This is a genomic window from Sphingobium sp. UBA5915 (genome assembly GCF_002431195.1).
Lineage (GTDB): Bacteria > Pseudomonadota > Alphaproteobacteria > Sphingomonadales > Sphingomonadaceae > Sphingobium > Sphingobium soli.
On record NZ_DJDV01000057.1, the window covers coordinates 171153 to 184103 of the forward strand.

General features: G+C 62.7%; 10 protein-coding genes. 4 read left to right on the top strand and 6 right to left on the bottom strand.

Features of this window, described 5'->3' with window-relative positions; genetic code table 11:
• Nucleotides 1–41 precede the first annotated feature (41 nt).
• A complete protein-coding gene (locus tag B2V90_RS09880; protein WP_228222131.1) occupies nt 42–1637 on the bottom strand; it encodes a M28 family metallopeptidase in 1596 nt (531 codons plus the stop codon).
• Nucleotides 1638–1752: 115 nt separating this feature from the next.
• On the opposite strand from B2V90_RS09880, the gene B2V90_RS09885 reads away from it, so the two are divergent.
• Both B2V90_RS09885 and B2V90_RS09890 read left to right on the top strand, forming a co-directional pair.
• Nucleotides 1753–2496 (top strand): head GIN domain-containing protein, encoded by a 744-nt coding sequence (locus B2V90_RS09885; RefSeq protein WP_228222130.1) that lies wholly within the window; start codon nt 1753–1755, stop codon nt 2494–2496.
• Nucleotides 2448–3170, top strand: a complete 723-nt coding sequence (locus B2V90_RS09890) for a GIN domain-containing protein (RefSeq protein WP_228222129.1) — start codon at nt 2448–2450, stop codon at nt 3168–3170. The genes B2V90_RS09885 and B2V90_RS09890 overlap by 49 nt, the downstream gene beginning before the upstream one ends.
• Before the next feature lie 47 nt (nt 3171–3217).
• Here the strand turns inward: B2V90_RS09890 and alaS are convergent, their stop codons facing one another.
• The gene (alaS, locus tag B2V90_RS09895; RefSeq protein WP_228222128.1) at nt 3218–5872 is read right to left on the bottom strand and encodes an alanine--tRNA ligase; all 2655 of its coding nucleotides are present in this window, start codon (nt 5870–5872) and stop codon (nt 3218–3220) included.
• Between the two features lie 44 nt (nt 5873–5916).
• Between alaS and B2V90_RS09900 the strand changes: the two genes are divergently transcribed.
• The gene (locus B2V90_RS09900) at nt 5917–7077 is read left to right on the top strand and encodes a glycosyltransferase family 61 protein (protein ID WP_228222127.1); all 1161 of its coding nucleotides are present in this window, start codon (nt 5917–5919) and stop codon (nt 7075–7077) included.
• A 402-nt stretch (nt 7078–7479) separates the two neighbouring features.
• Here the strand turns inward: B2V90_RS09900 and B2V90_RS23140 are convergent, their stop codons facing one another.
• The 4 genes from B2V90_RS23140 to B2V90_RS09920 all read right to left on the bottom strand — a co-directional run bounded on the left by B2V90_RS23140 (nt 7480) and on the right by B2V90_RS09920 (nt 11914).
• Nucleotides 7480–7758 carry a CPCC family cysteine-rich protein gene (locus B2V90_RS23140; RefSeq protein ID WP_414711594.1) on the bottom strand — a complete coding sequence of 93 codons (279 nt, stop codon included), beginning with the start codon at nt 7756–7758 and terminating at the stop codon, nt 7480–7482.
• 78 nt (nt 7759–7836) lie between these two features.
• A complete protein-coding gene (locus tag B2V90_RS09910; protein ID WP_228222928.1) occupies nt 7837–9096 on the bottom strand; it encodes a M24 family metallopeptidase in 1260 nt (419 codons plus the stop codon).
• Nucleotides 9083–9709, bottom strand: a complete 627-nt coding sequence (locus B2V90_RS09915) for a glutathione S-transferase family protein (protein WP_228222927.1) — start codon at nt 9707–9709, stop codon at nt 9083–9085. Before B2V90_RS09915 ends, B2V90_RS09910 begins: the two co-directional genes overlap by 14 nt.
• Nucleotides 9710–9802: 93 nt before the next feature.
• A complete protein-coding gene (locus tag B2V90_RS09920) occupies nt 9803–11914 on the bottom strand; it encodes a malate synthase G (protein ID WP_228222926.1) in 2112 nt (703 codons plus the stop codon).
• A gap of 104 nt (nt 11915–12018) precedes the next feature.
• On the opposite strand from B2V90_RS09920, the gene B2V90_RS09925 reads away from it, so the two are divergent.
• The gene (locus B2V90_RS09925) at nt 12019–12942 is read left to right on the top strand and encodes a LysR family transcriptional regulator (protein WP_228222925.1); all 924 of its coding nucleotides are present in this window, start codon (nt 12019–12021) and stop codon (nt 12940–12942) included.
• The last annotated feature ends 9 nt before the right edge of the window (nt 12943–12951 follow it).

A 12951-nucleotide genomic window follows, 5' to 3' on the forward strand; every position in this document is an offset into this window, starting at 1 on the left:
GTCCATGGCCATGGGAGCCGGCTCCTGATCGGCACCGGCTTCTATTGCGCGAACCGCTTGAAGAAGCTGTCCGCATTCCACCTTGGGCGTTCCGGTGCATTGGCCACGCGCAGCGCCACCGCCGTGACATAGGCGTTCAGCTTCGCGGTTTCCGCCGGTAGCACCGGTTGGTTGAGATCATCAAAGGGCGAATGATAGAGATTGGCGCGCCATGCCTTTTCCACCACAGCCTCAGGCGTCCCGGCCTTAAACCCATATTTGAAGAATAAAGCGGGAATGCCTTGGCGGATGAAGGCATATTGGTCCGACCGGATGAAGACGTTCCGATCAGGGAACGGGTCCGGCGTAATAGGCAAGTTCATCGCCGCGCTCACGGTAGAGGCGTCTTCGCCCAACGAGCTTTGATCATAGCCGATCGGCGTGACGCTGGTCAGCGGAAAGATGGGCAGCGCCATGTCGAAATTGAGGTCAGCGACCATCGCATCGGCCGGCACTGTCGGCCGCCGGGCGAAATAACGAGACCCAAGCAAACCCTTCTCCTCGGCCGTGACGATAGCAAAAAGAATGGAGCGTTTGGGCTTTTGCTCCGCCTGTTGCAAGGCGCGGGCGATCTCCAGCAGGCTGGCGACACCCGACGCATTGTCGAACGCGCCATTATAGATGGCGTCGCCCTTGACCGGCGTGCCAATGCCATAGCCATCGAGATGCGCGGAGAGGACGACATACTCATCGCGCAGATTGGGGTCGCTGCCGGGCATGACCGCAATGAGATTGGGTGACGACAGGTTTCGCCGCGTCGCCGCGACCCGCGCACTCAAACGCTGGGCCAAAGGAAAGCCGGCGATGGGCGCGGAAGCATCAGCTGCGGCGGCGATCGCCGCAAAATCATGACCCGATCCTTCGAACACAGACTGCGACCGGGCCGGATCGATCTGCGCGTTCAGGAAGGGCCGGTCGCTTTCGCGCAAAGCCGCATCCGCATAATAGAGAGCGGGCGCGCCGGCCAGATTGACGCGCCGCTTCCAGGGGATTTCGACCTGCCTCGGCGTCACAAGGCTGATCAGCCCGACCGCCCCCTTCGACGCCAGATATTGTGCGCGCTCGGACCGGGCATGAGATTTAAGCGCGCCGGAAATCGTTGCCGGCCCGCCTGAAACCACCACCACGACCTTCCCCTGAAGGTCAAGGCCGGCAAAATCGTCATGCCCTTCTTCGGGCAGATGCAATCCATATCCGGCAAAGACCATCGAGGCGTCGATCCGCTCGGGAACCGGACCGCCGCCACCAGAAAAAATGAGGTCGCCAGGAACGGACAAAGGCGTTTCCCCGCCCGAACCGAGCAGGACAGCGCTGCTGCTGTCGGATCGAATGATCTGCTCGACAAAGGCAACCGGCTGCTTGTAGCCATCGGTCCCCATGGGCTTCAGACCGAGCGACTGGAATGCGCCGATGACATAGTCCGCAGCCCTGTCATAGCCGGGCGTGCCCGTGCCGCGCCCTTCCATATCGTCGCCGGCCAGCACCTGCACATGACCCCACCAGCGCGTGCCATCGTCCGGGGCGGCATCTTCGGCGCCGACTGCCGCGGGATTGAGCATGAGCGCCGCAAATGGCAGTGTCAGGGCTAGGCGCTTCATGGTCACACTCCGCTTTTCCAAAAGTCCATTGATCATCAAGAGCGCCGACGAACAAGAGGCTTGGAACCGCCATCATCTTGTGTATTATATAAGCAATACACATCAGGAGATTGCGATGTCCCGGTCCTTCCCCCTTCTGACATTTGCGCTATCGAGCCTGCTTCTGTCCACGAGCGCCTGCTCGCGTACCGATGATATGCCTGCGGCCGGTGGCGTAGCATCGAAAACACAGAATTGGTCCGGCCTTCGCGATTTTACCGCCATCGACGCAACCGGCCCTGACAATGTCAAAGTTACGATCAGCCCCCAATTTTCCGTCCGGGCGCAGGGCGATGAACGGGCAATCGCCGACCTCGATATCCGGGTGAAGGGCGACAAGCTGCTGATCGGTCGCAAGTCCAGCACCACATGGTCCGGTCCTAAAAGCGCGAATCGCGCCACCATCCATGTGACGATGCCTGCCATCACCGGCGCGGACCTGACCGGTGCGGGCGACCTGGATCTCGACCGGGCGGAAGGCGACAGCCTGACCCTGTCGCTGACCGGCGCGGGCGATTTTCGCATCGCCGAGGTGAAGCTGAAATCCTTGACCACCGACATTACCGGCGCGGGCTCGATCAAGATCGCCGGCGCGACTGACCGGGCCAAACTGTCCATCACCGGCGCGGGCGACATTGATGGCGAAGCGTTGAAGATCGGGGACGCCGACGTGTCCGTTCTGGGTGCCGGCGACATCGACTTCGCGTCGGACGGCAAAGTCGCTATCAACATCATGGGTCCGGGCGACGTGACGGTGAAAGGCAAGGCGCAATGCACGATAAAAGGGCTTGGCCCCGGCGAGGCGCGCTGCGCGCCCTGATCCTGTTCGGGCTGGCGGCGGCATCGCCGGCGACGGCGGCAACGCGCGGCTATACCATCACTAGCTTTGACAGCATTCGCATAGACGCTCCGGTCAATATCATTCTGGCCACCGGGCGGGGACCATCTGCTCGTGCCGAGGGCGATCAGGCTGTGCTTGACCGCTTGCACGTTGATGTGTCGGGGCGCCAACTCACCATCGGAATGGACAGGCTGCGTCCGGGCGAGAAAAGCGGCGGCGCTGCGACCTTGCGCCTGTCGACCGGGATGATCGACCGCGTGATGCTGACCGGCGGCGGTTCCGTGCAGATCGACCGCATGAAAGGGCTGCGGGGCCAGATCGTGCTCGGCGGCAATGGCGACATCACCGTTAGCGATGTGCAATTGGACCGGCTTGACCTGCTGCTGGCCGGTGGCGGGCGAGCGACGCTGGCGGGACGCGCCGGGGTCGCGAACATCCATGTGAACGGACCGGGCGAAGTCGCCGCGCAAGGCCTGCGCGCGCGACAGGCAGAGGTCGGGAATGACGGGCCGGGCAGCGTGGCGCTGACCGGGGACGTCGCCGTCAAGATCGTCGCCAGTGGATCAGGCGACGTTCAGATTGACGGCAAGGCCGCCTGCACCATCGATCATCGGGGCACCGGCCGGGTGCTGTGCGGCGGGGAAAGCTACTGACCCCGTCCTGATTACCCAGCAATACGACCCGGCCGGGCTAAGCCTGTTCAGGCCGGCACGCTGGCGAGCGCCGTCCTCACCGCGTCCAGCGCCGCCGTCGCCTTGTCGCCATCGGGGCCACCGCCCTGCGCCATGTCGGGACGGCCACCGCCACCCTTGCCGCCCAGCGCCTCAACACCGGCGCGGACGAGGTCGACGGCGCTGATCTGGCCTTTCAGGTCATCGGTGACGCCGACTGCGATACTGGCGCGGCCGTCGACCACCGCGAGCACGGCGGACACGCCGCTACCCAGCGTCGCCTTGTTCTGATCGACGATGCCGCGCAATTCCTTGGGGTCGAGCCCTTCAATGACCTGGCCCAGAAAATCGATGTTGCCAATTTTTTCCGGTCCCGCCGGCTGAGCCGTGCTGCCGCCACCCAGCGCCAAAGCCTTTTTGGCCTCGGCAAGTTCGCGCTCCAGCTTGCGGCTCTGTTCGACCAGCGCGGCAATGCGGGTCGGCACATCCTCCGGAGTGGTCTTGAGCGCGGCGGCCGTCTGCCGCAGCTTGTCGTCGCGTTCGACCAGCCACAGGCGCGCGGCCTCGCCGGTCAAGGCTTCGATCCGGCGCACGCCCGAGGAGACGGCGCTTTCCGACACGATCTTGAACAGAGCAATGTCGCCGGTCGCGCGGACATGGGTGCCGCCGCACAGTTCCACCGAATAATGCGCATCGTCCCCCCGGCCCATCGACAGGACGCGAACCTCGTCGCCATATTTTTCGCCAAACAGCGCCATGGCGCCCGCCGCGACCGCGTCGTCCGGGGTCATGAGGCGGGTCGTCACCTCCTCATTATGGCGCACCTGCGCGTTCACATCCGCCTCGATCGCGGCGATCTGCGCATGCGTCAGCGCTTCGGGATGCGAGAAGTCGAAGCGCAGGCGATCAGCCGCAACCAGGCTGCCCTTCTGCGTCACATGCGCGCCCAGTTCCTTGCGCAACGCGGCATGAAGCAAATGGGTGGCGCTGTGGTTGGCGCGAATGCGGTCCCGGCGGTCGACATCGACGCTCAGATGCACGGTGTCGCCCACCTTGATACTGCCCGCCTCGATCGTCGCGTGATGGGCATGGACGCGGCCCAGCGGCTTGGCCGTATCATCGACCACCGCGACAAAGCCGCCCTGTGTCGTGATCCGGCCCGCGTCGCCCATCTGGCCGCCGCTTTCGCCGTAGAAGGGCGTCTGATTGGTGACGATCGTGACGGTGTCGCCAGCCGCAGCACTGTCGAAGTTCACACCATCCTTGACGATGGCCAGAACCTCGCCCTCGCCCTGGGTGGTGGCGTAGCCGATAAATTCGGTGTTGCCTGCCTTTTCCGCGATGTCGAACCAGATTTCGTCGGACGCCTTTTCGCCCGATCCCTTCCAGGCTGCGCGCGCGGCGGCCTTCTGTTCGGCCATGGCGGCGTCGAAGCCGGCGCGATCCACCGTCAGGCCGCGCGAGCGCAGCGCGTCTTCGGTCAGGTCATAGGGGAAACCATAGGTATCGTAGAGCTTGAAGGCGGTTTCACCGGCAAGCGTGCCGCCCTCATCCAAACCGCCGGTCGCTTCGTCCAGCAACTTAAGCCCGTTCTCCAAAGTCTTGCGAAAGCGCGTTTCTTCGCGCAGCAGGGTTTCCTCGATCAGCGGCTGGGCGCGGACCAGTTCGGGATAGGCGCCGCCCATTTCCGATACGAGGCTGGAGACGAGGCGATACATCAGCGGCTCCTTCGCGCCGATGATGTGCGCGTGGCGCATGGCGCGGCGCATGATCCGGCGCAGCACATAGCCGCGTCCTTCATTGGCCGGCAGCACGCCGTCAGCAATCAGGAACCCGGTCGAGCGCAGATGATCGGCGATGACCCGATGGCTGGCCTTATGCGCGCCGTCGGTCGCGGTACGACTGAGCGCCCCGCTTTCGACAATCAGCGCCTTGAACGTGTCGGTATCATAATTGTCGGTGACGCCCTGCATCACGGCGGCAACGCGCTCCAGCCCCATGCCAGTGTCGATGCTGGGCCTGGGCAGTTCCGAAACGATCTCGTTCGCTTCCTGCTCATATTGCATGAAGACGAGGTTCCAGATTTCGACGAAGCGGTCGCCATCCTCCTCCGGCGATCCGGGCGGACCGCCCCAGATATGGTCGCCATGATCGTAGAAGATTTCCGAGCAGGGACCGCACGGGCCGCTGTCGCCCATTGCCCAGAAATTATCCTTGGTCGCGATGCGGATGATGCGCTCTTCGGGCAGGCCCGCAATCTTCTTCCACAGGTCGAACGCCTCGTCATCGGTATGATAGACGGTCGCGGTCAGCCTGTCGGCGGGCAGCCCCCATTCCTTGGTCAGCAGCGTCCAGGCATGGGTGATTGCCTGTTCCTTGAAATAATCGCCAAAGCTGAAATTGCCGAGCATTTCGAAGAACGTATGGTGGCGCGCGGTATAGCCGACATTGTCGAGGTCATTATGCTTGCCGCCCGCCCGCACGCATTTCTGGCTCGATGTCGCGGTTTTGTAGGGGCGTGTTTCAAGCCCTGTGAACACATTCTTGAACGGCACCATGCCTGCGTTGACGAACATCAGCGTCGGATCATTATGCGGCACCAGCGGCGCCGAGGGAACGATGGTGTGGCCGTTGCCTCCGAAATAATCGAGGAAAGAGCGGCGAATGTCGTTGGTCGAGGTCATGGACGCGATTTAAGAGGAAGCGGCCCGCCGCACAAGCGGGGGATTTGATCGCTTCTCCACCAGCGCAGCAGCGTCTTGAAAAAGCGACCAGCCTTGTCATTCAGGCCGACGCCTGCAATGGCGTCCACACGTTACGCAGAAGTTGGAGTTGGAACAGCATGACGGTACGAATTTTCGCCGAATGGGAAAGCGTCCGGAAAAATCAGGCTGTTCCCATGCTGTGGAATGATGGACTAACGCCGCTAATTCAGCAGCGGCATGCGTATCCAGTTGAGACTCCCGCTGCAACCATCTGGGCGTTTGAAGATGTACGCATCATTGGCCCATGCATTCCATTAATATTCGACGGACTGAAGCCTGAGTTAAAGAATGCTCTGTTCCCTGGTTACGTCGTCCAAAAATACGAAGACCCCGTTTTCATTAGCCAAGTGACGTCCACAGCCACGCGATCCCGGCATATCGATCGGGCCTGGGCCGTGTGGAATTACAATTGCATTATTTACGGTCACTTTCTGCTGGAAGCAGTATCGCGTCTGTTGCTGATGCGATCTGCCTATCGCGATGATCCCTCGCTGTCCGACATTCCGATCCTTCTGCCCGCCAATGCACCGGCATTCGCACAGCAATGGATCAACTTGCTGCTTCCGGATTTCCGCATCGAATTAAAGGAAGCTGATGAGGACCTCGTCATCGGGCAATTGATGGTACCAAACTGGGGCAGAGGCTATATCTATTCCGATCGGGTGCAAAATGAACTGAACAATCTTGCAGCGCCATACCGAACCGAAGGCGGCCCCACCCGGCGTATTTTCGTGGAACGTCGGGTGCAATCCTATCGCGTCCTTGCCAACGCCGATGCCTTGCGCGACATCGCGACTGTTTATGGCTTTGAAGCGGTCAGTCCCGAAAAGCTGACTCTTCAAGAGCAGATCGCCTTGTTTGCCGACGCGCGTCATATTGTCGGGGAATTTTCAAGCGCGCTGCACAATGCGCTATTTTCGCCCATGGGATGCCGGGTTATGGCGATGAACTATATTACCGAATGCCAGTCGCGCATCGGCAATTTCAGGCAGCATAGCGTTGGCTATATACTGCCAGCGGAAGGTGCGATCAGCTATGATCCTAATATTCCGGGCGAACGGCATTTCATCATCGACCCGATGTTGTTCGAAAAAAAGCTGAAGATCATGCTTGGCATCGCGTGAGTGAAAATAGGACCTGTTGACAAAGTTGGGTAGCCATCGGCGGATGGCTGCGAGATTTAGGAAGCTGGCGAACGACAGGGCAGTTTTATCGTAACGGGTGGCAATGCGCCGTTGATGCTTGAGGTGTCCGAACATACGCTCATGCGGTTTCGATCCCGGTAGCGGCGGAAGTCGCATGCGATGGGTTCACGTCGATTGGCTTTGGGCGGGGTGATTGGCAGAACATGAAGCATACCGTCGAGAAAACGTCGATTGTCGTGGGAGGGGCGAGACTTGCGTCCGCGCTCCGCCGGCAACAGCACCTCGATTACGCCCCATTCCTCGTCCGTCAGATCGCCACGCGCCATTACCGCTCCCCGCAAGGAGCAGCCTTGAATCAGAGATCAACCCATTTATGAATCGTCAGAGTTCGGTTTCTTTGGGTGGGCGGACGTATTGACGATGGCGCACATCACCTGCGCCGATTTGTGCGAAATTGATCCGCGCCTTAAGCAATGACAGCGAGCCGTTCGGACCGCCCCGGACCAACTCAGCGTCAGGGTCATCTTGGCCGTCGTCTTCCCAAAAACACACGGGGCAGATCTCATAGCCGCCTCGTTCCGAAAGCGTGGCGCAACGGCAGCATGGACATCTGAAAGTCCTTCTCACCGCATGGGGCTCAATGACGTTGCGAAATTTCACTCACACAGCGTTGCCGTGGCAACCTACGTTGTCAACAGAACCTAGGCTGCTGGCGGCATCTATAGATGTCAGCGAAGTCTATTCTACCGGCTCCTCAATCGACACCGGCGGTTTCGAGAACCAGGCGGGTCCCTGCTGCGTCATGTGGAAGCAGTCCTCCATGCGGATGCCCATGGTGCCGGGCAGATAGAGCCCCGGTTCGTTGGAAAAGCACATGCCGATGTCCAGCTTCGTCGTTTCGCCATGCACGAGGTTGACCGGCTCATGCCCTTCCATGCCGATGCCATGGCCGGTGCGATGGGAGAGACCGGGGAGCGCGTAGCCGGGGCCGTAGCCGCTTTTCTCATACCAGCCGCGCACCGCGTCATCGACCGAACCGGCCGGCGCGCCGAGTTGCGCCGCGGCGAAGGCGATTTGCTGGCCGTGCGCCACGTCGTTCCAGACCTTGCGCTGCTGCGGCGTCGGGGTCGCGTCATGGACCCAGGTCCGGCTGATGTCGGACTGATAATCCTCCACCGTGCAACCACAGTCCATCAGCACCACATCGCCGGCGCGTACGGCCTGTGGCTTGCCGGAACCATGGGGATAGGCGGCGGCTTCGCCCAGCAGGACGAGGTTGAATTCGACCTTGCCGCCTAGCTGCCTCGTCGCGGCGCTCATCAAAGCGCCGATGTCGGCGGGGGTCATGCCGGCCGTCACCTGGGGGTAGGTCCAGCGATAGGCGGCCATGGTGACATCGGCCGCCTTTTGCATCAGGGCGATTTCGGCCGCGGTCTTGCGCATGCGCAGCGCACGGGTGACGGGGTCCTTCACCAGCGTGGCGGTGGGTATGGCAGCCTTCAAACCATCGACCGCGAAATAGCGCACCGTCTCCTCGATGCCGATGCGCCCCTTGGCCAATCCCTTCGCCGTCAGGAAATCGGCGATCGGCGTATAGGGGCTTTCATGTTCCTGCCAGACGCGGACCTCTGCGGGGATTGCGAGCGATTCGTCGATCGAGGGCTTTTCAAAAAAGGGACAGACGACGAGCGGCGCGCCGCTGGCCGGGATCACCAGCGCCGTAAGCCGTTCCGAGCGATGCCAGCGGATGCCGCTATAATAGATGAGGCTCGCCCCCGGTTCGACCAGCAAGGCGTCGATGCCCGCTTCCCGCATCACTGCCTGCGCGCGGGCCAGTCTGCCGGCGCGCTCGGACGTGCCGATGGGCGTAACCTCACCGGTCATCGAGGCCAGCATCTCACCCGCTTTCTCCTGCGCGAACAGGCGCGGGCTGACGATGCCGACACCGATGCTGACAGTTGCAAGACGCAGGACAGCGCGGCGGTCAGGCATAGGCATAGGGACCTCCCGCCGCCAGCGCCGCCTGATAGGCGGGCCGGCCGTGCATCTCGTGCAACCAGCGGATGAGGTGCGGGCGGCTTTCGTCGAGGCCACCGCGGGCGCGGGAGGCTTCCAGCGGAAAGCTCATCATCATGTCGGCGGCGGTGAAATCATCCCCGGCGAAATAGGGTCGGGTCGCCAGTTCGGTTTCCAGCCAGTCCAGATGATCATCGAGCATTTTTTGCACCGTGGGCCTGGCCGGGCGACCGAGCAGGCCCAGCTTGCCGACCACGAGCAGCGCCAGCAGCGGCGGCATCATCGACCCTTCGGCATAATGCACAAACTGACGATAGCGGATCGCGTTTTCCGCGTCCGCCGGTGCGCCGAAGCGATTGCCGGACCGCGCGACGAGATACTCCATGATCGCGCCGGTTTCGATCAGGCGGTGGCCATCGACCTCCACCACGGGCGAGCGGCCGAGCGGATGGACAGCGCGGAGCGTGGCGGGGGCGCGCATGGTCCTTGCGTCGCGTTCGTAGCGGCGCACCTCATAGGGCTCGCCCATTTCCTCCAGCAGCCAGAGGATGCGTTGCGACCGGCTGTTATTGAGATGATGGACGATGATGGTCATGACGGCCCTTCCCGTGCTGCGGAGCGTGATGGCTAACGCAGCATGGGGCCGTTGCCAAGTTCAGGCCAGCGCCTTGTCCTTGACGATATGTTTTCAGGCGTCTTCCAGAACTTCCAGCTTCTTCTTTGCGCGAAAGGCGTGGAGCAGGGGCTCGGTATAGCCGTTGGGTTGTTCGACCCCCTCGAACACAAGCGCGCGGGCGGCCTGATAGGCGAGGCTCTGCCCTTCCCGACCGCTCATCGGCTGATAGAGCGGGTCGCTTTCATTCTGCGCATCGACCTTCGCCGCCATGCGGGTGAAAGCGGCGTCGATCTGGTCCGCCGTGCAAACGCCATGCAGCAGCCAGTTGGCCATATGCTGCGACGAGATGCGCAGCGTCGCGCGGTCCTCCATCAGGCCGATGTCGTGAATATCGGGCACCTTGGAACAGCCGATCCCCTGATCGACCCAGCGGACGACATAGCCAAGAATGCCCTGCGCATTATTATCCAGTTCCTGCGCAATTTCGTCTTCCGAGAAGTTGCGGCCGAGGGCGACGGGAATGGACAGCAGCATGTCCAGCGGCGCGACAGCTTCCGCCTTGCGCTCCGCCTGACGCGCGAAGACGTCGACGCGGTGATAATGGGTGGCGTGCAGCGTCGCGGCGGTGGGCGACGGCACCCAGGCGGTGTTGGCGCCGCTCATGGGATGGCCGATCTTCTGCTCCAGCATGTCGGCCATGCGGTCGGGCGCGGCCCACATGCCCTTGCCGATCTGCGCCCGGCCACTGAGGCCGCAGGCAAGGCCGATCTGGACATTGCGATCCTCATAGGCGGTGATCCAGTCGCTCGACTTCATCTCGCCCTTGCGGATCATGGGACCAGCCTGCATCGACGTATGCATTTCGTCGCCCGTGCGATCGAGGAAGCCGGTATTTATAAAGACGATGCGGTCCTTCACCGCATGGATGCAGGCCGCCAGATTGGCAGATGTGCGGCGTTCCTCATCCATGACACCGACCTTGATCGTGTGGCGCGCCATGCCGAGCATATCCTCGATCGCGTCGAACAGACTATTCGTGAAGGCCGCTTCGTCCGGACCGTGCATCTTGGGCTTGACGATATAGACGCTGCCGGTGCGGCTGTTGTCCCTACGACCCTTAAGATCGTGTAGCGCGATCAGGCTGGTGACAATGCCGTCGATAATGCCTTCGGGCGCGTCGTCGCCATTGGGCAGGCGGACGGCCGGCGTCGTCATCAGATGGCCGACATTGCGGACGAACAGCAGGCTGCGGCCCGGCAGCGTGAAGCTGCTGCCATCCAGCGCGGTGTAGGCGCGATCAGGGTTGAGCGCACGCGTCATTTGTTTGCCGCCCTTCTCGAACGTTTCGGTCAGGTCGCCGCGCATCAGGCCCAGCCAGTTGGCATAGGCGGCGACCTTGTCCTGCGCGTCGACGGCGGCGACGGAGTCTTCCAGGTCGCAAATGGAGGTCAGCGCGGATTCGAGGATGACGTCCGCGATGCCGGCCGGGTCGGTCGCGCCGATCGGATGGTCGCGGTCGAAGACAACCTCGATATGCAGGCCGTTATGACGGAACAGCTTGCCCTTTTCGCTGGTGCCGATGAACTGGGCAGGATCGCGCAGGACGATGTCGGCGCTGGTCAGGTCAGCCCAGCGGCCGCTCGCCAGCGGGATGGCATCGTCAAGGAACGTCTTGGCCCAAGCGATGACCTGCGCGCCGCGCGCAGCGTCATAGTCTTTTCCGGCCGGCGCGCCCGTGATGGCGTCAGTGCCGTAGAGCGCGTCATAGAGACTGCCCCAGCGCGCATTGGCGGCGTTGAGCAGGAAGCGGGCGTTGAGGATCGGGACGACCAGCTGCGGTCCGGCAAGGCGGGCGACTTCGTCATCGACATTCTCGCTCCGGATCGCGAATGGTTCAGGTTCGGGAACGAGATACCCAATGTCGTGCAGAAAGGCCTGATAGGCTTGCGCATCATGGGGCTGGCCCCGGCGCTGTTCGTGCCAGCTGTCGATCTGCGCTTGCAATGTATCGCGCTTGCGCAGCAGGGCGACGTTTTCCGGGGAGAAGCGGGCAAGGATGTCCGCCGTTCCGGCCCAGAAGGCGTGCGGGTCGATCCCGGTGCCGGGCAATGCGCGCATTTCGATGAAGTCGGCGAACAACGGCGCGACCATGAGGCCGGACTTGTCGATCATGCGGTCGGTCATGGCTCTTCTCCCAGCATCAATATGTCGCCCCACCCCCTACCCTATCGCCATTATGCCGTGTAGCCGCTATTATGCGAACATAGTCATTCCTGTGGTGAACGAATATGATGGACCCGGACCATGACCTGTTCGTGACCGTCGTCGATGAGGGCGGGCTGGCGGCGGCCGGGCGGCGGCTGCATATTTCCCCGGCGATGGTGTCAAAGCGCTTGGCGCGGCTGGAGGACCGGCTTGGCGCGAAACTGCTCCACCGCACGACGCGGCGCATGGCGCTGACCCCGGCCGGCGAGCGGCTACATGCCGACCTGCGGGGCATATTGGCGGCGCTCGATGAAGCGGAGCGGCGGGTGTCGGGGCAGTCGGCGATGGTGAGCGGCCCACTGCGCGTGACCGCGCCAACCTCCTTCGGGCGCATGCATCTGGCGCCCTATCTGCAGGGCTTTCTCGACGCCTATCCGAAGGTCGCTCTCACCATCGACCTGTCGGACGCGTTCGTCGACCTGATCGAGGCGCGGGCGGACCTGGCGCTGCGCATCACTGCGGATCCCGGGCGCGGCCTGTCTGCGACGCGGCTCGCCACCAATCGCCGCATCCTGTGCGCTGCGCCGGGCTATCTCGATCGTCATGGCGTGCCGGACACGATCGCGGCGCTCAAAGCCCACCGATTGCTCGCCGCGGACGGGCAGATGCCGTGGCGGCTGATCGGCGCCAGGGGACCCGTCAGCATCGAAGGGCAGAGCCATGTGCGCACCAATAGCAGTGAACTGGTGCGCGAATTGACGCTGGCGGGCGGCGGCATCGCGCTGCGATCGCTCTGGGACGTTAGCGACGCCTTGGCATCGGGCGCGTTGCGCCAAGTCCTGCCGGCCTATGCCGGGTCGGCCGATGTTGCCCTGTTCGCGGTGCACCTGCCGCAAAGCCATCCGCCGCGCGCGATCAGCGCCTTTATCGCCTTTCTGGCCAGCCTTTACGGGCCGGTGCCGCCCTGGGAACGCTCCACCATTGCCCTAGCGGAAGCAAGCCTCTAAGGCCGCGTC